Below are 22,495 nucleotides of genomic sequence, written 5' to 3'. Positions count from 1 at the left end.
TTTCATGTCTAAAAATGTATACCAATTTGTTGATGTAGAGCGAATCGATCCACCTAAAAAGCCCTCCATCCTCAGACGTGAAGAATTTGCTGAAATATATCAGCCAATGAGTGATACCCAAGTAGCTGGTCAAGCCGACCGTTGTCTTGATTGTGGTAACCCCTATTGTGAATGGAAATGCCCAGTGCATAACTTCATTCCACAATGGTTAAGTCTAGCGAATGAAGGGCGTATTTTTGAAGCGGCTGAATTATCTAGCCAAACCAATACATTACCTGAGGTATGTGGACGTGTATGCCCACAAGACAGACTATGTGAAGGTGCCTGTACCTTAAACGATGATTTTGGTGCTGTAACCATAGGCAGTATTGAAAAATACATCACCGACACCGCCTTTAAACAAGGTTGGCGTCCGGATATGTCCAAAGTTATAAAGACCAAGAAGAAAGTCGCTATTATTGGTGCCGGCCCCGCTGGTTTAGGTTGTGCAGATATATTAGTACGCAACGGCGTAAAACCGGTGGTGTTTGATAAATACGAAAAAATCGGCGGTTTGTTAACCTTTGGCATTCCCTCTTTCAAATTAGAAAAAGAAGTCATGTCACTACGTCATGAAATTTTTGCTGATATGGGTATTGAGTTTGTACTTAATACCGAAGTAGGCAAAGATCTTCCTTTCCAAGATTTATTGGATGGTTACGATGCAGTTTTCCTTGGTATGGGTACCTACAAACCTATGCAAGGTGGTTTTGAAAACGAAAAGTCTCCCGGTGTTTATGAAGCACTACCTTATCTTATTGCCAATGTTAATCGCCAACTAGGACTAGAAAAATCTCCTACTGACTTTGTTGATATGAAAGGCAAGAAAGTCGTAGTGCTTGGCGGTGGTGATACCACTATGGATTGTGTAAGAACAGCCATACGTCAAGGTGCAACTGATGTCACTTGTGCTTATCGTCGCGATGAAGCCAGTATGCCAGGCTCACGCCGTGAGGTTGTGAATGCTCGTGAAGAAGGTGTGAACTTCAAATTTAATCTTATGCCCCTTGATGTGGCAGTAGATGAAAATGGTCAAGCCATCGGTGTGAAAATGGTTAAAACCGAGATGGGTGAACCTGATGCTGAAGGCCGCCGTCGCCCAGTTGTAGTTGAAGGCTCTGAACATGTGCTTGAGGCCGATGCGGTGATCATTGCTTTTGGTTTTCAACCTAGTCCTGCCAGTTGGTTTGGTGATTATGGCATTATCTTGGACGAAAAAGGTCGAGTACGCGCCCCTAAACATGGCAAATACGCATTCCAAACCTCTAACCCTAAGATTTTCTCAGGCGGAGACATGGTACGAGGCTCTGATTTAGTAGTCACGGCCATTGACGAAGGCCGCTGCGCAGCTGAAGGTATAATGAATTATCTTGGTGTGTAAGCTACTAGCTATGTAAGCAGCTAAAGACATAAGTTAAACTGAAAAAGGGGCGTGAGCCCCTTTTTTGATCTTAGACAAAAAGCCAAAAGATTTGAACCACAGAGGGCACAGAGCGCTTCGCTACACAGAGAAAATATACCTATTATTTTGCCTTCTGAACGACTGTGATCTTAATCTTTTATGTCGTAACAGCAATAAATTTACCACCGAGAACACAAAGCGCTTCGCTGCACTAAGAAAATAAACTCATTTTGTTTTTCCTCTGTGCCCTCTGTGCCCTCTGTGGTTAGAAATATTTTAAAGCAACATCCACCCACACCAATCGATGATCTGAGGAGCTTTTACGGTCTTTGATTAAACGAAATAAAGGATCATCTAGTTTGGGCCAAAATACACCACTTGCTTTTACGTCGAGTGAAGTAGAAGGTAGTACATAGTCTGCACGCATTGCCCAGTCAGCAGTATGTTGTGCAGCATATTGACTGTCCGGTGTATGTAATTGACCAGCCTCACTTTTTGGTACAAATGAATCGTTCACTGAAGGATGGCCAAGCAACCCTCTAATAGCACTTTTTATTCCATCACCTTCATCGGGAGAAGCATTTAAATCACCCGCGATAACAAAGTGTTCGCCTTTGAAACCACCTAATTTTCTCTTGTCATCGTAAATATAAGCTGATCGTTCGTTACCTGATAGGTAGTCAGTCCAAAAACGAATTTCATCGTGATTACGTTTGCCATTACGATTTTCTGATCCATCAAATACTGGTGGCGTGGGATGACTAGCTAACAAATGGATAGTATGTTCGCCCACTTTAATCGGAATATCCCAATGGGATTTAGAAGACAGTCGCAGTATCTGCTGGGCTTCTTGGCTGTAATATGGCTCCCCGCTTGCATCGATGATAGTTGACAATAAATTGTCTGGCATATCTTTCCAAAGAAAATGTTGGAATGTTCGGATTTGCTCAAACTCAATAGGATATTGACTCAGCACTAACATCCCATAATGGCCTGGAAAAAAACCAAACCCAAAAGCGTCATCTTTAGTGCCAGAAGCTATACCATCATTATCTAGATCCACACCAGAATCGACTCCTGTATTTACTGGGGCGCTATAAAAATAGGGATAATCAATAGGTTTATTACTGTTCTGAGAAACTTTGAGATAGTTATTTATAAAGTTTTGAACATCTGTTGCTGACTGTTGTGAATAATCAAATTCATTTAACACAATGATATTAGGTCGTAGACGTTGAATTATTTCTGCAATATTTTTAATTTGTTTATGTTCGCCTTCTTGCAGATTATGCTGCAACTCATTTCCAGTTATTATATGCCCCTGCTCAACATAATTTGTGCCATCCATACTCACATTAAAAGTCGCAACTCGAACACTTTGACCATTAGATAACATACTGAACACCATTAAGAAAATAAGAGCTATTTTATTCATTGTTAAACCATGTTGGATTACAAATAAAAAAGCCGATCATCAAGATCGGCTTTTTGAAGTACTAATTAATTTAGGCAATCATTAGAAGTTGTAGTTAAAACCAACACGCATTTGCCATAAAGACGCATCACCATTGCGACTTTCTGGAGTAGTGTCACCTACAACAACAGTGTTAAATGATACGCTCTCAGAAATACCCCAATCGTCATTTAGAAGGTTGGTAAAGTTATCGATTACGAAAAACACGTTTGCGTTATGATCTTTGGTAAAACCAGGTAATTGCTGACTCACACGTACATCAATTTTGTTCCACCAAGAACCATCTTCACCATTACGTTCGTTACCCATAGGCAACACGTTATTACTGTCTAGGTAAGGGTCATTGTAAATATCCTGACTGTCGCTTCTAGAGTATGTAAGGCTATATGGTTTTCCAGATTGCACCAATCCAAAAGCGGAGAAGGTAGTATCGTATCCATCTAAGAACTCTGTATCATAAGTTAGAGAAGCCGTAAATCTATGCTCAATATTATAATCAGATAAGCTAGAAACTTGCTCTTGTGGGTCGGTAAACGCGCGGTATTGATAGTTTGAGAACGCCACTGAGCTAGTCATAGGCTGGATATCTTCAGCATGGTTATAAGCATAACCAGTTGTTAAGTTGATACCATTATCCCATGACTTCATCAAACCAAATGAAACTGTATAAGATGTACTGTCTTCGTGGCTATTAGTTAATACTAATGACGACACACGAACACTGTCGTATTCTGGGTAACCTTGGTCATTCGTACCAACTTGTTCCAGATCACCACGTAATACAATTGCTTGGTCTTTAGTAATTGATACTAATAAATCAGCTTGTAATACATAATCTTCATCTGTTACGTGTGTTGCACCAAATGAAATTTTAGTTTCAGTAGGAATTGTGAAGTCAGGATCGAAGTAATTAATATCGTTGTTAGCACCACTACCTGCTGCAACTGCGTCATATAGCTCAGAAGGAATACCATAACCAGGTCCTGCAGGTGCACCATCTTCAACGCCACTATAAACTACATCGTCATCAAACAATGAGCGTGAGCCATTAGTATAACCGTAGTCTCTACCACGAGCGCCAAACTGAAGTACGTTATTGTTAGAGAAATTGTTTGAGAACCAAACATTAGGGTTACCACCACTAAAAATACCAATACCACCACGTAAGTCAGTGTTATCGTCTAAAGTATAGTTAAATCCAATACGAGGTTGCAGTAAACCGGCACCGTCAAGGTTGGCATTGTTAGCAAAACCATAAGAAGCGGTAAAATCAGTATTTTCGACTGGTGCTGAATCAGTTGTATACCAATCGTAACGTAAACCTACTATCAGTTTAAGTTTGTCGGTCTGATAGAATTCATCCTGAACATACAAAGAATTAACCGCATAATCCCATTCTGCAGCCGCATCATTTGGATCGCCCGACGGAGCATTGTTATAATAAATAGCACCTGGTAATCCAGCTTCAAATGCACTGATACCACCATAAAAACGCATTTCTGTTTCAGTGTGTTGTAAGAATACATTAAACACTTCTAGTTCTTCACGCTCGTAACCAAAAGTAAGAGTATGATCATTATCTGTTAAGTATTTACCGCGGAAAATAAGTCCAGCAACATCATAATTTAGATCATTGGCTTGACGACTATCATCACCACCCAAATATACTGTTACTTCTTCGCCAGAAACGGGTTCTGTAACATTAATCTGAATCTCACCAAAATCAACACCACCAATTTCACCATTGGTATTTGCATTTGAAATTTGGCGATTATCTACGTCTAAATAAGACAATCTTAGTTCAGTTGAAAATTTGTCTGACCAATCAGAATACAAAGAGAACTGATGAGAATTAAGTTCCGTACCTACTTCGTAAATGTGGCTAAGCAGTTCAAACTCATCCATATCACCATCAGAGGTATTCATAAAATAACCATCATTATAGTTATAGGTATAACTTAAACGGTGATCATCATTGATGTTCCAATCAAGCTTCACTAATATTTTTTCATCTTCTTCAGGCAAACTTGTTGGAACTGGACCTGGGTCATATTGGTACAACTCATTAGAAATACGAATAATTTCGTCTAAATCTTCTTGACGAAGATTAACTTCATTTAATGCGCCAGAACCAATCGCTCCACGAGTAAAAACACTATTACCTTCATATTTTTCATAAGATACAAAGGCGAATAATGTATCTTCGATAAGAGGCAAGCCAACATTGAATCCATAACGTTTGTCACTGTTGCTAGGCGCATTAACTTTGTCACCTTCAAGGCTATCACCTTGTAAAGAATCACTTCCGTAATCAAAGAATACGCCACCTTTAACAGTGTTAGTACCTGATTTAGTTACTGCGTTAATATTACAGCCAGTGAAACCTGTATAAACCACGTCAAATGGTGCTATTTCTACTGATACTTGATCAATTGCGTCATAAGAAAAAGGCATTCTAACAGTAGGGTAACCACTAGAACCTAAACCAAATGAATCGTTCATTTTCACACCGTCAACAGTCAGACTGTTGAAGCGGTTACTCTTACCAACACACTGAACAGGGTTTGAATCACCACGAGTTTCATCAACATATACTCGAGGATCCATACGGATAACGTCAGTTATATTACGGTTGATTGAAGGTGCTTTTTGTAAATCTTCTAGATCAAAGGTAACAGAAGGACTTGTCATACCTAACACGCCAGATGATAACTGACTGGCAGTAACGCTGATAACTTCTATGTTTGATGCTTCATCTAGTTGAAGACCAACTTGGTAAGTTTCACCAAGACTTAAGAATACATCATCAACTGTAGTATCCTGAAATTCAGTAGAATCTACTATAACTTTATATGGACCACCAACACGTAATCCTGACAATGTAAACCTACCATTGTCACTTACTACGGCAGATTTGGATGTACCAGATGGCACATGAATCACAGTAATTTTAGTGCCTGCAGCAGGAGCGCCTATAGGGGAGGTAATATTACCCTCAATTGATGAGGATGTTTCTTGCGCCATAGCCGCAGTTGACATACCAACTGCCATAGCAACTGCAATCGCTATGCGATTGAATTTTGTTTTTTTAAACATGGTGTGTTTCCTAATTTTTATGTGTTCTGAACTAATTGTTCCGAACCGTTGTCTGTACAAAATGCCGTAAAGCAATGTATAAGGTTTGGTTGATCGATTCAAATCGACTTCTTATCCCACTTGCCTCAGTTTAACAGATTAATTATGACACTTTTATTACAGCCATAATAGTGTTGGTGTAATTTCATCAAACTGTCGCATTTCTCATACCAAATGAAACAAGTTAGCAACATGTTTTAACAAAATTCTCACAAACCTGACCAAGGGGTCAAGTAGAAAAATGTACATTGTGAACTGACTTTTATCAAGTTCGCTGGTATCTTTCGTATCAATTAAATTCTTTATTAAGCAGTTTGGTATGTCTACCCCTTTAGTTATTGCCATTTCTGGCGCATCAGGTTCTGGTAAGTCTTTGTTTACTGAGAATTTATTAAAAGAGTTCTCTGATGACGGCAAACCCGTTCAAATTCTCAGAGAAGATCACTATTATCGATCTCAAGATCATTTACCCATGTCTGAACGTGAAAAAAACAATTACGATCATCCAAAAGCATTTGAGCATGAGTTATTAGTAGAGCATTTAGAAGCATTAAAAAATTGGAAAGCCATCGAGTATCCTCATTATTGTTACAAGACTCATACACGTCTTGAACAGACGGAACACCTGATTTCGGCACCCGTGATTATCATCGAAGGAATTATGTTATTAGCAAATGAGGCCTTACAGCCTTTATTTGATATTAAAATTTTTGTCGATACTCCGCTAGATATCTGTTTATTACGCCGCATGAAAAGAGACATAGCCGAGAGAGGCCGTACATTAGAGTCTGTGGCAAACCAATACGAATCAACAGTTAAACCTATGTACCATCAGTTTATCTCCCCTAGCCGCTTTACCGCTGATGTTATTGTCACTCAAGGTGGCAAAAACCGCATTGCTTTAGATGTCATTAAATCTCATATTCAACAAAGCTTGCTGTAACTTCCCGTTGCATGCTGCTCAAATAATAATAAGAAGAAAAAGAAGGATAAAGTATGATTAGTCTGATTGGTGTAGCATTAATGCTATTCATTGCATTTGTATTTTCAGCTCATAAAAAAGCAATTAATTGGCGCACTGTAGGAGGTGCCTTTGCCATTCAAGCTTCGGTTGGTGCGTTGATATTATATTTCCCGCCTGGAAAAGAATTTTTATTAACTTTAACCGTTTATGTTCAAAATATTATTAATTACAGCCAAGATGGGATCAATTTTATTTTTGGTCCAATGGGTGATAAGTCCATGGGATTTATTTTTGCATTCAACGTGTTGCCAGTAATTGTATTTTTCTCGTCATTGATCTCGGTTTTGTATCATCTTAAAATTATGAATCTGATCATTAGGACAATAGGTGGTTTTTTACAGTTTTTCCTTAAAACCAGTCGCCCGGAGTCAATGTCTGCGGCAGCCAATATTTTTGTTGGTCAAACCGAAGCACCACTAGTCATTAAACCTTTTATCCCGAATTTAACCCGCTCTGAGTTATTTGCAGTCATGGTAGGAGGCTTAGCCTCAATTGCCGGCTCGGTAATGGCAGGGTATGCACAGATGGGGGTTAATATCGAATACCTTCTGGCGGCCAGCTTTATGGCAGCCCCAGGTGGCTTGTTAATGGCCAAAATTATTATTCCAGAAACTGAAGAATTTAAGAATGAGCTCAACGAACAAGAAAACAAAGATAATGAATACGCCAATATTTTTGATGCAGCGGCCACAGGTGCTGCCAATGGTTTGCATCTGGCGCTAAATGTTGGCGCGATGTTATTAGCCTTTATTGGGTTGATTGCCTTACTCAATGGTTTAATTGGTTGGGCAGGAGGATTATTTGGTACAGAAGCGCTGAGTTTTCAGGTCATTCTTGGGTATCTTTTCCAACCAATTGCTTGGGCACTTGGGATACCTTGGGAAGAAGCGAATATTGCTGGTAGTTTTCTCGGCCAAAAAATAGTCGTTAATGAATTTGTCGCTTATTTAGATTTTTTACAAAATCAAAGCCAGTTGTCCCCCCATTCTCAAGCAATAGTAATATTTGCCCTTTGTGGATTTGCAAATTTCTCGTCAATTGCCATATTAATGGGTGGTATAGGGGCATTAGCCCCAAATAGACGAAAAGAAATTGCTCAGCTAGGATTGAAAACGGTATTAGCAGCTACATTGGCTAATTTTATGAGCGCTGCCTTAGCCGGTTTTTACCTTAGCCTTTAAACAGAATAAAGAACAAGTAGAGATATAATGATGGAATTAGTCGCAGTAGATTACAAAGCACCCAATGCAGACAAACTTTTTGTAGAGTCTTTACATAAAACCGGCTTTGGTGTATTGAAAAATCACCCGATTAGTCAAGACAGAGTCAGTAGCATTTATAAACGCTGGGAAGCTTTTTTTAATAGTGAAGAAAAAAATCAATTTACATTCAATAAAGACACACACGATGGATTTTTTTCAACTGAAATATCTGAAACGGCTAAGGGTTTTAAAAAGAAAGATATTAAAGAATACTTTCACTTTTATCCTTGGGGACGTTGCCCTGAAGCGTTAAAACAAGAAGTAGCAGATTATTATCGAGACACCAATACATTGGCTTCAGAGTTACTCGCTTGGGTTGAGAAATACTCACCACCAGAGGTTTCAGCTAAATATACACAATCTCTATCAAGCATGGTGACCAATAGTGAACAAACTCTGCTGCGTATCCTGCATTATCCACCTTTAGATGGGTCTGAAGAGCCAGACGCTATACGCGCCGCGGCTCATGAAGATATTAACCTACTTACCTTATTACCATCGGCCAATGAACCAGGCTTACAAGTAAAAGGCACAGGAGATTCATGGATAGATGTACCTTGCGATTTCGGAAACTTAATTGTGAATATTGGCGATATGTTACAAGAGGCATCTGGCGGGTACTTCCCATCAACTACCCACAGAGTTGTTAATCCACAAGGTAGCGATCAAACTAAGGCACGTGTTTCTTTACCACTGTTTTTACATCCCAATCCAGAGGTAGTGTTGTCTGAAAGATACACAGCCAAAAGTTACTTGAAGGAGCGTCTTGAAGAGTTAGGCGTCGCCTAATTCACTGATAAGAATCCGCCGCCTGCAATATAAGCCAGGCGGTCTCAGCTGCAGTGACATAAAATTTTTGATTAATATTTTCAAAGTTATCTTTGGATGTATGGTAGCGCTTATGCACGCCTCCGCCGAGAAATATATAAGGGATATCGATGTTAGAAAATACAGCATGATCACTAGCTTTACGCCAATTGATTTTTTTCTCGAACTGTCTGAAATTTTGGCTTTTCCGATGGCCACTTATCAAACATAATCCCGCAGTATCAGCAACGTTTTTGACGAATTCGGCTAATTGTTCGTCACCTCTAGAAAAGCTTGCATATAGTCTATTTCTGCGACCACCCTCCCCCAACATATCTAGGTTAATATTCAGCAATATAGCGTTTTTATTGACTGGTATATTTTTTATAAAAGCCTTAGCACCGTAAAGCCCTTTTTCCTCTGCATCCGTTGCCAAAAATATAACCGAGTGAGCTAAACCAAGCTCAGACACTTTAGCTGCAACTGCAAGTAAAGCGGCAACACCAGACGCATTATCATCAGCGCCATAATATATATGGCTGCCTTTTGCTCCTAAGTGATCATAATGGGCTGTGACAACTATATATTTCTGTTCGTAATGTGTGCCTTTTAACCACCCAACTATATTAAAGCCTTGGTTATCTGAGAAATCTTTTGGATATGGGAATTTTTGAAGAAACTCAGAATACTCTGGAAAATGCGCTAACCCTATTTTTTTGAAACGGGATTGGATAAAACTCTTTGCCTTATAACTGCCAACAGTGCCTGTTTTTCTACCTAACATTTGCGCCGACGACAACATAGCGAGATCGTCAATTAAGAGGGTTTCATTTAACAATCCATTAGACTGCCGCAGTTCGCATTTGGCATACAGCTGTGAACAAAAGCAGACATATAAAATGAAAATATCAAAAAACTTTATCACATCTACAAACTACTCAGAAATTCCAGTTTAGATTGATACCTTTGTTCATCGTGCTTATTCTTCGCTGTATTTTTAGCTTGTTTCAAATAACGCTCACTTTGCTGCAACTCACCTATTTCAAAATAGACACGAGCAAGCCCAAAGTATACTTCATGTTTGCTTCTGTCTAAGGATAAAGCCCTACGAAAATGTGCAAGGGCTTGATCCCAGTGCTTTTGTTCCATTTCTTGCTCACCCAAATTAACATGGTAAAAAGGATTACTATTTCGCTGCTCCTCAACTTTAGCTAAAATTTCTGCAGCTTCTTCATTTCGCCCGGTAAACATATACAAATAAGCTAAGTTTTCCGCAGCGGTCAAACTATCTGAATTTAGAGCAAGTGCATGATGATATGCGCTTTCGGCTTGTGGAAAATATTGACTTAGTCGGTAAAGAATTCCTAGATTAATCCATGCAGAGTGAAAACTTGGCTGCAGCAGCAAAGCAGCACGAAAATAGGCGTAAGCCGCTACATAGTCTTTTCGTAACACGGCATCCGCCCCTTTGTTATTATAAAACATCGCTACAATAGAGTCTTTACTCACTACCTTTTTGGGTAATCCACGTCTTGATGACTGCGGATCGAAATCAACTTGATAACTACGAGTACTAAAAACAAATACATTCGGTTCATGGGGCGCCAACATCTTAAGATTTATGTGCCCATTTAGCAGACTAAAACCCCCACGTCTAGTCCAATACTCGGGGATCATTATTTCTTGAAAATCCACATCAAATCCAGCTTCGATTGCCAAAGCATAAGTCATAATAGACATAGACAAACAATTCGCAGCTTGAGAGTGAAAAGTATCATTTGCAATAGTGTTGGCATCACCTTGATAAAGTAAATTAAGTGAAGAACGGTCGAATATTGCCTTCACCAATGCTTCCATTTGATCAAATTTATTGTTCCTTGCCCCAATGGTAGATACTACAAATGCCTTAGCTGTTTCATCTAAATAAAAAATTTGCTCTTCAGATTCGATGCTGATTTCGGAAAATCCTGAATACCCCTGATCGTATAACACCTCCTCAGAAGGGAGAACATGAACAACCGTAGACTGACATGCAGAAAAAAACACTAGGAAGATGAACGAGATTAAAACCTTCTGAATAAATGAAAGTTGCTGCATGATGAGCACCTCAGCAGAAATAACATACTATTAACATAGTAGTTTTAGTAAATAACTGCTACTTAATTCGACGCAAAAAATAGCTGACTTATCCTGACTTAATGCTGGCCAACATATCTATTTTTCCTTGATACACCGCCTGTTCCTGTTCAGTTCTTGATTTCTTTTTAGCAAGCTTTAAGTAATGATGACTACGTTGAACGTTACCTAATTCAAAATAGGTTTTGCCTAGCCCAAAGTAAACTTCGTGGTAACTTTTATCTAACTTTAGTGCCCGCTGATAATGCTCTAACGCGACTTGCCATTGCTCTTTCTCAAACGCCTTGTCACCCATATTGATATGAAAAAAAGGATTACTTGAACGTTTACGTGACACTCTATTTACTATATCCATGGCTTTTTGATCGTCTCCCAAATATCTGTATAAATGCGCTAAATTCCCCCAAGCAGACAAGTTGTTTTTGCTTTTTTTAATTGCTTGCAAATAAGCATTCTCTGAAAACGTATAATGGCCTGTAAGCCGATATAAATACCCTAGGTTTGCCAAAGCAGATGAGAGGTCTGGGGATTGCAAAATAGCTGCTCGAAAGTAAGCATATGCCTTCACGTAGTTTCTTTTTAATAATGCATCTGCACCATTGTTATTGTGAAACATGGCGACAACTTGTTTGAGTTTAAGTAGTGTTTTGGGAAAATGCTGGCGAGTCGCTTGTGCATCAAAATCGACTTCAAATCCTCGAGTGATAAAATGAAAGTATATTTGATTTTTTTGCCTAGGTATTATTTGCAGATTGATATGCCGATTCAGCAAACTTTGCCCTTCTCTTATGGTCCAGTACTCGGGAATTTCTATATCTTGGAAACGCACATCAAAACCTAACTCTTTAGCTAGAGCAAAAGTCATAATTGACATTGATAGACAGTTGGCTGCCCTATTCTGAAAAGTTTGACTGGCGACTGTGTTTGCATCTGCACGATACAATAAGTTTAAGTCTGAACGAGCAAACACATGTTGAACCAATGCCTTAATTTTTTCTTCAGGCTTCAATAGTCCTTTTACCGCCAATTTAGCGAAGGTTTTGGCTTCGTCATGCAATTCAAAAATTTCTTTTTCACTCTCTATCGCAACATTTTCAAATCCTTCAAAACCTTGATCAAAAAGCAAAGATTTTTGGCCAAACAATACTTCAGGAGCGGCCTGACAACCAAGCAATATAATAGATGTAAGCAAAAATTTGAAAATTTGCATAGAGCACCTTTGATAAACACTAAATTTCTAACTTCAGAGGCTGATTACCTTTGAATTGTTTTATAACACTAGCAGACGTATTAGACTTAGGAGCAATTGATCACAACTAATTAAAAATAAAGAAAACCATATGAAAATAGCTATTTTAGGTGCCATGGATGAAGAAATAACCCTTATCCGAGCATCGTTGCAGAATTGCCAAGTACAAACGTTTAATCATCTTACTGTTTATGTAGGCAAGCTTGGTGAAGTAGAGGTTGCTTTAGTTAAATGCGGAATTGGTAAAGTGGCGGCATCGGTATCAACCAGCGTTGTAATCCATCATTTCGCCCCAGATTTTGTCATAAACACTGGCTCAGCAGGGGGCTTTTCGAGTCACCTCAACATTGGCGATATAGTCATAGCCACTGAATTACGTCATCACGATGCTAACCTAACGCACTTTGGCTACGAACTGGGCCAAACTGCTGGTATGCCGGCATATTTTGAATGTGACAAACATTTACTTGAACATGCATCTGAGGCTGCCTCTAGCTTGCAAAATGTGCAAGTGCAGCATGGACTTATTTGTACCGGAGATTCTTTTGTTGGCAGTGATGAAGCCGCAACCGTTATACGTCAGAACTTCCCTGCTGTTTGTGCGGTAGAAATGGAAGGGGTAGCCATTGCTCAGAGTTGCCATTTGTTAGGCACACCGTTTTTAGTGATCCGCTCATTATCTGATATAGCAGGTAAAACATCGACCGTCTCTTTTGAAACATACTTAGATCAGGCAGCCAAAAACTCGGCGACTCTGGTGATGCAAACTATTGCCAAATTAGCCTGATGAACAGTGTTTTTAATACCTTATTAAGTGAACAACTGTTGTCATTTTGGGTATTGCTGATAATTGTTTTTGTTGAACGTTACCTACCTTGGCCTGACAAATACCATCCCATTAGTTTTATAAAAGCATTAGCTATGGGTATGCAGGCTAAAGTACTTTCAGCCAAAACAAGTTCCATTAGGCAACAAAAAATATCAGGCAGCCTAGCCAGTATTGTTTTATTACTGCCTTTTTGTGCAATATTAGCGGTGTTTAAGTACTTATCCGAATATCCAGTTTTTTTTGAAGCATTGATGCTGCTTGTGGCTTTACGTTTCCAAGATATTCCGAAACAAACCCACAAAATCACTACAGCATTAGCTAAACAAAAAAAGATGTTAGCTCGACACGCTTTATCACAAATAGTCATAAGGGAAACCCAGAAGATGTCTCCCTTAGGCATGGTCAAAGCTAATATCGAGTCAGTATTATTACGCTATAGTTACCAATATTGTTCAGTGGTTTTTTGGTACCTGCTAACAGGGGGCGTTGGTGCTCTTATCTATCGATTGATCTACGAATTATCCTTAAGTTGGAATAATAAGTTACCGAAATTTCAGTATTTTGGTCAACCAGTACGCCACCTAGCTAATATATTACAATGGCTGCCCAGTAAGTTGGCCAGCTTGAGTGTTGTGCTAGCAGTTAACATTAGTCTCGGCTCAACTGCTTTATTTCAACGTGTAAGCTATCAATGCAATCACTTATTTATATTAAACCTGTGTGGATCCAGTTTAGGCATAGAACTCGGAGGTCCTGCGTATTATGAACAACAAAAAGTGCGCACCAGAAAATGCGGAGGACCCAGGCAAGTTATATTAGCCGACAACATAAGAGCTTTATCGGCTATTAATCGAGCTACCTGGGTTTGGTTAACGTTTTATTTTATGGGATGTGCGCTGTCGTTTTTACTCATTAGATAATTTAGGTAAAATTATGCATTCTGCCTCAAAATACGCCTATCTATGACTAATGTCCTTTACACACTACACAGCACTACTTACTATCAGAACTTATTACACGAGACAGAGATTACATTATGTTTAAACACACAGCTTTATGGATATTGAGCTTACTAAGCTTTTCGGCTTTTTCTGGTAATGTTAATAATATCAGCCAACAAGAATTGCTTGAAGCAAACGCTAAGGATTTAGTTATAGTCGACGTTCGTACACCTGAAGAATTTCAACAGGGACATGTTCCAAACGCGATAAATGTTCCTTTAAGTGAGATTATTGATAATCCAGCTATTTTGGCATCTTCGAAAGAAAAATCTATAGTGCTTTATTGTCGTTCAGGATACCGAGCAGGAAAAGCAGCCAAAGCTTTACAAAAAGATGGCTATCAAAACCTTAGTCACCTAGAAGGTGATATGCAGGCTTGGTTAAAACAAGGCTTAGCTGTTGAAAAATAAAGTTAAGTTAGGTTAAGTAGACTCGTATTATGGATATTACCTTAACCACGCCTGCGATGTTATTCCCTGCTATATCTCTATTATTACTAGCCTACACCAATAGATTTTTAGCCCTTGCCAGTATCATAAGGAATTTTGACTTAAGTGATAGCAACGAAAATGATCAGCAACAAATCAAAAGCCTACGCTCACGTATTCAACTAATCAAAAATATGCAAGGTGCTGGCATGGGGAGCTTTTTCTTGTGTGTACTATCCATGTTGGCTATCTACGCTGAATACCAAACCATAGGAAGCACAATATTCGCCTCTAGCTTAGTGCTACTGTTGTATTCATTATGGTTATCAGTGAGAGAAATTCACATTTCTGTCGAAGCGCTAGATTTACATTTGAGTCACTTGAATTTACCAGCGAAAAAACGTTCTTGGCATAAATCTAAAGAGAGCTAATCAATATTATTTTTTACGGGCCAATTTATAAGAAAATTGACCCGTCGCTTTTTACTTAAAAGTTATGCGAGCAAATTTGCGTTTACCTATTTGTAAAACTACCTGTGAAGCTTGAGTAAACTGATGTTTAATATTATCGACTTTTTCACCATCTAACTTCACCGCACCTTGTTTTATCATGCGCATAGCATCAGAGGTTGAGTTAACTAAATCGGCGTCTTTCAGTATATTCGCAATCATCAAACCTTCACTTGGCAGCACAAATTCAAACTCTGGCATTTCATCAGGAATGACATTTTTCTGAAAGCGTTGAATAAAATCTTGATGGGCAGCTTCAGCATCTTGTTCGTTATGGAAACGCGCAATCAACTCTTTCGCTAAATCGATTTTTGTATCTCTAGGATTCAACCCTGCGGCAACTTTTTGTTTAATAGCTTCAATTTCGTTTTTAGGTTTAAAGCTCAACAAATCATAATAACGCCACATCAAATCATCAGATATAGACATTATTTTGCCAAACATGTCATTAGGCGCATCAGTAATACCAATATAATTACCCAAAGATTTAGACATTTTTTGGACGCCATCTAAACCTTCAAGTAACGGCATCATCAATACTGTTTGTTGTCTTTGACCTTCAGATTTTTGTAATTCTCTACCCATCAGCAGGTTAAAGCGTTGATCGGTTCCACCTAGTTCAACATCGGCTTTTAATGCAACTGAATCCCAGCCCTGCACCAATGGATACAGAAATTCATGAATTGCTATAGGTTGACCACCGGCATAACGTTTTTTAAAGTCGTCTCTTTCTAACATCCGCGCTACGGTTTGATTTGAGGCTAATTTTATCATGCCTGCAGCACCCAGTTTTTCCATCCACTGTGAATTAAAACGAATAGTTGTTTTTGCTGGATCAAGAATTTTGAAAACTTGTTCTTTATAAGTTTCGGCGTTAGCTAACACGTCTTCTCTAGTCAGTGGTTTTCTGGTGACATTTTTACCAGTAGGATCACCAATCATCCCAGTGAAATCACCAATAAGAAAGATGACCTCATGGCCTAATTGCTGAAAAGTGCGTAGCTTGTTGATTAAGACAGTATGACCTATATGCAAGTCAGGCGCGGTAGGATCGAATCCGGCTTTAATTTTTAAAGGTTTACCTTCCTTTAGTTTGGCAATCAGTTCGTCTTCTAATAATATTTCTTCTGCTCCGCGCTGAATTTCAGCCATCGCACTTTGCCAATCCGACATTTTTGTAACCTTGTTAAAAATTTACCATTTATCTCATTAAAGCCATTTTACTTGGCAAGCCCCTGTAATGAAAGGGCTATGGTATTTTTAACGATAACTTAAAGTGATTAGCTACACCAAATAAACAACTGGAAAAACCAGCCATAACTGGAAAAACCTTCGTAATCCATATATTCTGCAGTTATGTTTTAAAAAATGTGTTGTATTGTGATTAAAAAGACCTTTAAAAATATACCTAAACCGCACAGATGGTTCATATCTGGGGTTGCTGGTTTTTTGTTTGTTTTGTTTCTTTTCCCTTCTGAGCCAGTTAGTGCATACAAAAACTCCGCCTCTACCCTAGAGGTTGGTAAACGTTACGGTCTAGAAGTTAACTTCGATAATTTCACTATTGAAAACTTTTCAGGTCTTGAGGAAATAAATAAAACTAAGTCAGTTGTAGTCAAAAAAGGCGATAACTTAGCTATGATATTTAAACGCAGTGGTTTATCCCCACAGCAAACCTATCACGTTAGCAAAGCAGGTGAACTGGCCAAAAAACTACTAAAAATAATGCCCGGTGACGTATTAGAATTACAAATTGACCCGCAAGGCCAGTTAGTCTCATTGCAATACCCATATTCAAGCACTGATACCTTAGTTATCACCAAAAGTGAAAACAATACCTTTAGCAGTAAAATTGAAACCATCGAAGTAGATACCCGTTTAAATTATACCCAAGGTGATGTGACCAATAGTTTTTGGAATGCGGGCCTGAAGGCCAATTTAACTGATAACCAAATCATGCAAGTAGCAGGTATTTTTGGATGGGATGTTGATTTTGCCTTAGGTCTTAGAGCGGGCGATAGCTTTTATGTAATGTTTGAAGAACATTACATAAATGGTGAGTTCATTGAAAATGGCGACATAGTTGCCGCGCAATTTGTGAATCGAGGAGAAGCGTATACAGCCATACGTTATGATGATGGTAACTTTTATACACCTGACGGCCGCAGTATGCGCAAGAGCTTTTTGCGAGCGCCAGTTAACTTTAGGTACATAAGTTCAAGTTTCAAGAAAAAGCGTTTCCACCCAGTACAAAAACGCTGGAAGGCCCATAGAGGCGTAGACTATGCAGCTGATCGTGGCACTCCAGTAATAGCGGCAGGTGACGGTAAAGTCATTAAATCAGGCTACGACAAATACAATGGTAATCATGTATTTATTCAACACGGTGAAAAATATGTGACCAAATATCTACACTTTACAAAACGCAAAGTGAAAAAAGGCCAAACAGTTAAACAAGGACAAGTGATAGGTACTGTAGGCTCTACAGGTTTGGCTTCTGGCCCGCACTTACATTATGAATTTTTAGTGAACGGGGTGCACCGCAACCCACGCACTGTAGATTTACCAAAAGCGCAAGCCATTGCCAAGAAAGAGAAAGATAAATTTACTAATATTGCCGCAAACAGATTGCAGCAACTCAATAATAACAAACGTATAATGCTGGCAATGAATTAGGGGCTTTTATGCCACAACTATATCTAGGTTTGATGTCTGGAACCAGTATTGATGGAGTTGACGCTGCATTAGTAGATTTTTCTGGTTCTCACCCAAGACTGTTAGATTGCAAGACCTTCCCTTTCCCATCGTCTCTATGTGATGAATTACATCAACTATGCGCACCCAGTGACAATGAAATCGAACTAATGGGCCGTGCCGATAGAGCTGTAGCTGAGGTGTTTGCTGAGGCGTCGCTGCAGTTGCTCAAAGACAACTATGTTCGTCCTGACCAAGTCAAAGCAATAGGTTCACATGGGCAAACTATTCGTCATATCCCAACTGGTAAACATAGCTTTAGTTTGCAAATTGGCGACCCTAACACTCTAGCGGCACTAACTGGCATTGACGTTATATCCGACTTTAGGCGAAAAGATATCGCCTTAGGCGGCCAAGGCGCCCCCTTGGTGCCGGCGTTTCATAAAGCGGTGTTTGCCAGCCAATTAAAATCAAGAGTTGTTATCAATATTGGGGGGATCTCGAATATTACCTATCTCCCACAACGCGATTCTGAAGACATTATTGGATATGACACTGGCCCGGGAAATACCTTATTAGATGCTTGGTGTAAGCTACATACAGGGAATAACTATGACGAGAAAGGGCAATGGGCTGCTCAACGTTCTGCAGATCCTGAATTGTTACAACTTTTGTGCAGCCACCCGTATTTTTCCGCTCCAGCACCTAAAAGTACCGGTCGTGAGCAATTCAACTTGCCATGGTTGCAACTAAACTTAGAGAGCATATCTCGCAATATCGATCCGCAAGTTGTGCAGGCAACGTTAGTCAAGTTGACCACTCATACAATTGCCAAGCAAGTTTTACAATTTAAAGATGTTGAGCAAGTATTTCTCTGCGGTGGTGGTGCTCGAAATGAATTTTTAGTTGAAGAACTCGAATCCGAACTACATGAATGTGAGTTATTTACCACAGCTGAACTCGGCGTAGAAGCCGATGCAGTCGAAGCCATGGCATTTGCTTGGCTTGCCTATGCACATATTAATAAAATTCAAGGCAGTGTTGCTAGCGTGACTGGCGCAACAAAAGGGGCAATATTAGGCACCTATTGCCCAGGTAGAGAATAGTAATGACAAAACGCCCGCTGGATAAAACAGATATTGCTATTTTGGCTGCATTGTACAAAGACGCCAGAATGAACAATAAAGATATTGCAGAGTTAGTTGGACTGGCCCCCTCTTCATGTCTTGAAAGAATTAAAAAATTACAAAGTGAACAGGTAATAAAGGGCGCCCAATTAAACGTCGACTTCCAAGCCTTAGGTGGCAATATTCAAGTGATGATTTCTATCCGCCTATCTGATCACAGTCGACCCACTGTGGATACGTTTCAAAAGCAGTTGGCGATGCTGCCAGAAGTGATAAGTCTTTATCATATGGGTGGAGAAAATGATTTTTTACTCCATGCAAGCTTGGGGGATACAGAACATTTAAGAGACTTTGTGTTTAATGCCATTACCGCAAGAAAAGAAGTCAAGCATGTTGAAACTGCGCTGATTTACGACCAAATAAACGGAACTGTTCTACCCAAAGTGTGACCTATAAAAAGCCTCAAACGCTAAAGCTCAAAATACTCGGTAAAACACTTATACAACTGAGTACCGCTTAAAACAGAAGCGGAAGGAAAATGTAAAATAGCCACCAAATCACAAGGCGCCAATATATCTGTCGTCGCCCTATCTGTATCTAAATTGTCGACATTAAGCACCCGCGCTAAAACCTGATCTTTTTTGACCAAGTCGCCAGGTTTGGCGATATATTCCACTATGCCACCTTGCTGCGTAAAAAGTGTCTTATAGTGATTTAGCGTGACAGCTTTGCGTGACATATTCTCGGGCAAAATTGAACTGCCGGGTAAACATCCCTTGGCAGTTAGATAAGTTAGGATACTTTTAGCGTCATATTCACCATCTTTAAAACTGATAACTTCTTGGCTACCCATCTCCAAAGTAAAAGCCTCAACTTCAAAATCAACTGGCACCTTACGCTTGCTACTGACTAAATCTGTCAATAACCACCATGGGCAAAACGTGGCTTCATCCAAGGCGCCAGAAAACACATTGGGCATAAATATCACATGGGGAATATTAAACAAACTTGCAGAAACCTTGGCATATTCAGGTACGTAAATGTGCCGTGTTGATACTGGTCCATTATGCAAGTCCAGTACATAATCTGCATCAAATGCTAATTGTTGCAGCTTCAAATTAAGGTGTTGGGCTAGGCCGATACCCCAAGTTTCACTTAATCTAGTTTGTAATTGTTGTTTCATTTTTAGTCGAAATCGAGATTTTATCGACTGTATAGATTCTTCATCATCAATGCTTTGTGCAAACTCATGGATAAAAGCATCATCATAGTAATAGCCACGATTCCAATTTGTGCCATTAACAGGGTCAAAACGCCCTAAGGTATATTCACCTGCTTTGATGTTGGTGCCGACCGGATTACAGTTGGGAACCAATAACACCTCGCCACAAATAGGTAATGTTTTAAGCCATTGAATAAGTTGATAAATAACCACATTGCCTTGCACTTCAGCACCGTGAATTGAACTCTGAATATAAACCTTAGGTCCCGGCTTCACACCAACAAACCGATACAAAGGCACATTCATGTTTCTGCCAGATGCGTTTTGCGCCACCACTAGGTGCTCTTTGAACAACTTATTCATGCAACTGCTGCGTCCTGTCGAAAAATTCTATACTTTAGATGCTGGAAAATGCGGGGATATAGAGCGGCGAACGCCATTTCCCCAGAGAATAGCTTCGTTAAATAGGCTATGCAGGAGTTTTTGATCTATTTCTAGAATTTTAGAAATTCTAATTACTTTTAACCAATTACCACTTTCAAAAGCTTTGACTAACATCAAGTACATAGATAAATCATTTTGACCACCACACAAAGCCTCTTTCACCTCATCAACTAATGGCAATTTTTCGACCAGCGACTCCATTTCTTGATCAAGCAAGGCGTCCAACATTGAAAACAATCCAACTAAGAATGCAGTAGGAGGGTTACTGCCGATATTTTTTTCTGTACCCACTAGATCACAAAACTTGCCTCGCACCAAAGATAAATGCAGTAACTCTAAAGGTTTATCATCGGATAATTTGGCCAAAGCCAGCAAGGCAATAAACTTCTTGATTTCTACCTCGCCCATATAATTCAGGGCATGTCGCAATGAAGTGATTTTATAACGTTTATTAATCATTGGATTATTGATAAATCGCAATAACATATACGACAAACCTACATCATGCTCGATCACACTATTAATGCTTTCAACATCAAATGATTCACTAGAACTAGCGCCCATCAGCTCTACTAAGGTAAGTTTGGAGGTCGGTAAGTTTTTGTTCGTGACAGATACAGGGCGGGCAAAAAAGTAACCTTGGAAATAATCAAAGCCCATATCCTTAAAAATACTGAAACTATCTTGAGTTTCAACTTTATCTGCAATCAGTTGCACATTAGAATCAATAAATCGATTAACATTTTTAGCGAAAAAGTCTAAGTTTTCATGATTAGAATTCACTTTAAGCATATCAACGTAAGGTAAAAAGTCGTCCCAACTAGGCTTCAGGCGGCGATCCTCCAAAGCAATTTTATATCCCATTTTTTTAACATGCTTACACATATCCAACAGGCTATTATCGTTGTTACGTCCAGTCTCCAATTCCACCACTATATTTTCTGGATCAAGAGAAGCTGGCAAGCCCCCCATCAGTGTTTCAGATTGAAAATTAATAAAAGATTTTTTGCTGCAAGAGATATCATCCAAATTAAGTGTTTGATAATTTTTGGCAATATGCTTGGTAGTTGCCTCATCTCTTTCTACGTGGGGATAACAATCATTTTTACCATCTCTGAAAAAAAGCTCGTAAGCAAAAACTTCTTTGTCTCTATCTAATATTGGTTGGCGAGCTATAAAAGCAAACATATACGTCCTGTCCAAGTATTTTTTATTGTGGGCTATTCGCTAGATCAATATTATCAGACTGTGTGTATTGATTGACGAGTTTAAAAAAATAGTATAACGGTTATCATAGCACTAAAAAAAAGGCGATGAATAGACTGTTTTTAATACAGCTAATGTTGTATTTCGTCACTCGCAGATTGCTGCATCGCAATGCCTTACTGCAACGACTCGTTGTAGAATGCTTGCGTCATTTTTAAGTCATGAGGCAATTGTTTAGAAATATTGGCAGCCCCGATCCAATACTCAGCTTCAATGCTCTATCAATGATAATAATTGTTTAATTTCACTTTCAACACTATCTTTCGACACTATATAACGCCGCTTTAATATTGCTTAGCCGGAATGTTTGGCGCGGGCGAATATGTACACTTAGCTTTCCAAAACGCCTAAAAACGCCTATATAAGAGGAGGTTTGATCATATGGATCATCACTTCGTAGTCTAAACTAACCTAAACTCGCAACCAGCAACATGTTAATGTCTTTCC

19 protein-coding genes are annotated in these 22,495 nt (G+C 39.2%); 11 read left to right on the top strand and 8 right to left on the bottom strand.

What is annotated here, in order from left to right; all coding sequences use genetic code 11:
* The first annotated feature begins 4 nt into the window (after nucleotides 1-4).
* Nucleotides 5-1,420 carry an FAD-dependent oxidoreductase gene (locus GARC_RS17475; RefSeq protein WP_007622628.1) on the top strand — a complete coding sequence of 472 codons (1,416 nt, stop codon included), beginning with the start codon at nucleotides 5-7 and terminating at the stop codon, nucleotides 1,418-1,420.
* Between the two features lie 286 nt (nucleotides 1,421-1,706).
* On the opposite strand, the gene GARC_RS17470 is transcribed toward GARC_RS17475, so the two are convergent.
* Together GARC_RS17470 and GARC_RS17465 are read right to left on the bottom strand one after the other, a co-directional pair.
* Complete coding sequence (locus GARC_RS17470; RefSeq protein ID WP_039989962.1) at nucleotides 1,707-2,876, bottom strand: endonuclease/exonuclease/phosphatase family protein; 1,170 nt, start codon at nucleotides 2,874-2,876, stop codon at nucleotides 1,707-1,709.
* A gap of 81 nt (nucleotides 2,877-2,957) precedes the next feature.
* A complete protein-coding gene (locus GARC_RS17465; RefSeq protein ID WP_007622626.1) occupies nucleotides 2,958-6,011 on the bottom strand; it encodes a TonB-dependent receptor in 3,054 nt (1,017 codons plus the stop codon).
* A gap of 358 nt (nucleotides 6,012-6,369) precedes the next feature.
* On the opposite strand from GARC_RS17465, the gene udk reads away from it, so the two are divergent.
* Genes udk through GARC_RS17450 form a run of 3 tightly spaced genes read left to right on the top strand, consistent with a single transcriptional unit; the run spans nucleotide 6,370 to nucleotide 9,125 of the window.
* Entirely contained in the window at nucleotides 6,370-6,993 is a 624-nt protein-coding gene (gene udk / locus GARC_RS17460; protein WP_007622625.1) for a uridine kinase, read from the top strand.
* 53 nt (nucleotides 6,994-7,046) lie between these two features.
* Complete coding sequence (locus GARC_RS17455) at nucleotides 7,047-8,255, top strand: NupC/NupG family nucleoside CNT transporter (protein WP_007622624.1); 1,209 nt, start codon at nucleotides 7,047-7,049, stop codon at nucleotides 8,253-8,255.
* 30 nt (nucleotides 8,256-8,285) lie between these two features.
* Nucleotides 8,286-9,125: a 2OG-Fe(II) oxygenase family protein gene (locus GARC_RS17450; RefSeq protein WP_007622622.1), complete on the top strand. Its 840-nt coding sequence runs from the start codon at nucleotides 8,286-8,288 to the stop codon at nucleotides 9,123-9,125.
* 1 nt (nucleotide 9,126) lies between these two features.
* Here the strand turns inward: GARC_RS17450 and GARC_RS17445 are convergent, their stop codons facing one another.
* From GARC_RS17445 to GARC_RS17435, 3 genes are all read right to left on the bottom strand, one after another.
* A complete protein-coding gene (locus GARC_RS17445; RefSeq protein WP_007622617.1) occupies nucleotides 9,127-9,981 on the bottom strand; it encodes a M20/M25/M40 family metallo-hydrolase in 855 nt (284 codons plus the stop codon).
* A gap of 89 nt (nucleotides 9,982-10,070) precedes the next feature.
* A complete protein-coding gene (locus GARC_RS17440; RefSeq protein WP_007622616.1) occupies nucleotides 10,071-11,240 on the bottom strand; it encodes a tetratricopeptide repeat protein in 1,170 nt (389 codons plus the stop codon).
* A gap of 88 nt (nucleotides 11,241-11,328) precedes the next feature.
* Nucleotides 11,329-12,489, bottom strand: a complete 1,161-nt coding sequence (locus GARC_RS17435; protein WP_007622614.1) for a tetratricopeptide repeat protein — start codon at nucleotides 12,487-12,489, stop codon at nucleotides 11,329-11,331.
* Nucleotides 12,490-12,619: 130 nt separating this feature from the next.
* On the opposite strand from GARC_RS17435, the gene GARC_RS17430 reads away from it, so the two are divergent.
* The 4 genes from GARC_RS17430 (at nucleotide 12,620) to GARC_RS17415 (ending at nucleotide 15,217) form a co-directional block, all read left to right on the top strand.
* A complete protein-coding gene (locus tag GARC_RS17430) occupies nucleotides 12,620-13,315 on the top strand; it encodes a 5'-methylthioadenosine/adenosylhomocysteine nucleosidase (protein ID WP_007622612.1) in 696 nt (231 codons plus the stop codon).
* Nucleotides 13,315-14,277, top strand: a complete 963-nt coding sequence (locus tag GARC_RS17425; RefSeq protein WP_007622611.1) for a cobalamin biosynthesis protein CobD/CbiB — start codon at nucleotides 13,315-13,317, stop codon at nucleotides 14,275-14,277. Before GARC_RS17430 ends, GARC_RS17425 begins: the two co-directional genes overlap by 1 nt.
* A 116-nt stretch (nucleotides 14,278-14,393) precedes the next feature.
* Nucleotides 14,394-14,768, top strand: a complete 375-nt coding sequence (locus GARC_RS17420) for a rhodanese-like domain-containing protein (RefSeq protein ID WP_007622610.1) — start codon at nucleotides 14,394-14,396, stop codon at nucleotides 14,766-14,768.
* Between the two features lie 29 nt (nucleotides 14,769-14,797).
* On the top strand, nucleotides 14,798-15,217 hold the full coding sequence (locus tag GARC_RS17415) for a DUF2721 domain-containing protein (protein ID WP_007622609.1): 420 nt from the start codon (nucleotides 14,798-14,800) through the stop codon (nucleotides 15,215-15,217).
* Between the two features lie 51 nt (nucleotides 15,218-15,268).
* Here GARC_RS17415 and tyrS read toward each other — a convergent pair whose 3' ends face one another.
* Entirely contained in the window at nucleotides 15,269-16,468 is a 1,200-nt protein-coding gene (tyrS, locus tag GARC_RS17410; RefSeq protein ID WP_007622608.1) for a tyrosine--tRNA ligase, read from the bottom strand.
* 207 nt (nucleotides 16,469-16,675) lie between these two features.
* On the opposite strand from tyrS, the gene GARC_RS17405 reads away from it, so the two are divergent.
* Genes GARC_RS17405 through GARC_RS17395 form a run of 3 tightly spaced genes read left to right on the top strand, consistent with a single transcriptional unit; the run spans nucleotide 16,676 to nucleotide 19,565 of the window.
* On the top strand, nucleotides 16,676-17,971 hold the full coding sequence (locus tag GARC_RS17405; RefSeq protein WP_007622607.1) for a peptidoglycan DD-metalloendopeptidase family protein: 1,296 nt from the start codon (nucleotides 16,676-16,678) through the stop codon (nucleotides 17,969-17,971).
* A gap of 8 nt (nucleotides 17,972-17,979) precedes the next feature.
* Nucleotides 17,980-19,095 (top strand): anhydro-N-acetylmuramic acid kinase, encoded by a 1,116-nt coding sequence (locus GARC_RS17400; RefSeq protein ID WP_007622606.1) that lies wholly within the window; start codon nucleotides 17,980-17,982, stop codon nucleotides 19,093-19,095.
* 2 nt (nucleotides 19,096-19,097) lie between these two features.
* Nucleotides 19,098-19,565, top strand: a complete 468-nt coding sequence (locus GARC_RS17395) for an Lrp/AsnC family transcriptional regulator (protein ID WP_007622605.1) — start codon at nucleotides 19,098-19,100, stop codon at nucleotides 19,563-19,565.
* Between the two features lie 20 nt (nucleotides 19,566-19,585).
* Here GARC_RS17395 and GARC_RS17390 read toward each other — a convergent pair whose 3' ends face one another.
* The gene (locus GARC_RS17390) at nucleotides 19,586-20,701 is read right to left on the bottom strand and encodes a succinylglutamate desuccinylase/aspartoacylase domain-containing protein (protein ID WP_007622603.1); all 1,116 of its coding nucleotides are present in this window, start codon (nucleotides 20,699-20,701) and stop codon (nucleotides 19,586-19,588) included.
* Nucleotides 20,702-20,728: 27 nt separating this feature from the next.
* Complete coding sequence (locus tag GARC_RS17385; RefSeq protein WP_007622602.1) at nucleotides 20,729-21,970, bottom strand: EAL and HDOD domain-containing protein; 1,242 nt, start codon at nucleotides 21,968-21,970, stop codon at nucleotides 20,729-20,731.
* Between the last annotated feature and the right edge of the window lie 525 nt (nucleotides 21,971-22,495).

It is taken from the genome of Paraglaciecola arctica BSs20135 (genome assembly GCF_000314995.1).
GTDB lineage: Bacteria > Pseudomonadota > Gammaproteobacteria > Enterobacterales > Alteromonadaceae > Paraglaciecola > Paraglaciecola arctica.
The sequence above is the reverse complement of the archived record's forward strand: the minus strand, read 5'-3'. Positions and strand labels throughout refer to the sequence as shown.

What these genes read in the sequence shown, in the direction of transcription:
- GARC_RS17475 (WP_007622628.1), top strand. Translation starts at nt 5, where the DNA reads ATGTCTAAAAATGTATACCAATTTGTTGATGTAGAGCGAATCGATCCA.
- GARC_RS17470 (WP_039989962.1), bottom strand. Translation starts at nt 2,876, where the DNA reads ATGAATAAAATAGCTCTTATTTTCTTAATGGTGTTCAGTATGTTATCT.
- GARC_RS17465 (WP_007622626.1), bottom strand. Translation starts at nt 6,011, where the DNA reads ATGTTTAAAAAAACAAAATTCAATCGCATAGCGATTGCAGTTGCTATG.
- udk (WP_007622625.1), top strand. Translation starts at nt 6,370, where the DNA reads ATGTCTACCCCTTTAGTTATTGCCATTTCTGGCGCATCAGGTTCTGGT.
- GARC_RS17455 (WP_007622624.1), top strand. Translation starts at nt 7,047, where the DNA reads ATGATTAGTCTGATTGGTGTAGCATTAATGCTATTCATTGCATTTGTA.
- GARC_RS17450 (WP_007622622.1), top strand. Translation starts at nt 8,286, where the DNA reads ATGGAATTAGTCGCAGTAGATTACAAAGCACCCAATGCAGACAAACTT.
- GARC_RS17440 (WP_007622616.1), bottom strand. Translation starts at nt 11,240, where the DNA reads ATGCAGCAACTTTCATTTATTCAGAAGGTTTTAATCTCGTTCATCTTC.
- GARC_RS17435 (WP_007622614.1), bottom strand. Translation starts at nt 12,489, where the DNA reads ATGCAAATTTTCAAATTTTTGCTTACATCTATTATATTGCTTGGTTGT.
- GARC_RS17430 (WP_007622612.1), top strand. Translation starts at nt 12,620, where the DNA reads ATGAAAATAGCTATTTTAGGTGCCATGGATGAAGAAATAACCCTTATC.
- GARC_RS17425 (WP_007622611.1), top strand. Translation starts at nt 13,315, where the DNA reads ATGAACAGTGTTTTTAATACCTTATTAAGTGAACAACTGTTGTCATTT.
- GARC_RS17420 (WP_007622610.1), top strand. Translation starts at nt 14,394, where the DNA reads ATGTTTAAACACACAGCTTTATGGATATTGAGCTTACTAAGCTTTTCG.
- GARC_RS17415 (WP_007622609.1), top strand. Translation starts at nt 14,798, where the DNA reads ATGGATATTACCTTAACCACGCCTGCGATGTTATTCCCTGCTATATCT.
- tyrS (WP_007622608.1), bottom strand. Translation starts at nt 16,468, where the DNA reads ATGTCGGATTGGCAAAGTGCGATGGCTGAAATTCAGCGCGGAGCAGAA.
- GARC_RS17400 (WP_007622606.1), top strand. Translation starts at nt 17,980, where the DNA reads ATGCCACAACTATATCTAGGTTTGATGTCTGGAACCAGTATTGATGGA.
- GARC_RS17395 (WP_007622605.1), top strand. Translation starts at nt 19,098, where the DNA reads ATGACAAAACGCCCGCTGGATAAAACAGATATTGCTATTTTGGCTGCA.
- GARC_RS17390 (WP_007622603.1), bottom strand. Translation starts at nt 20,701, where the DNA reads ATGAATAAGTTGTTCAAAGAGCACCTAGTGGTGGCGCAAAACGCATCT.
- GARC_RS17385 (WP_007622602.1), bottom strand. Translation starts at nt 21,970, where the DNA reads ATGTTTGCTTTTATAGCTCGCCAACCAATATTAGATAGAGACAAAGAA.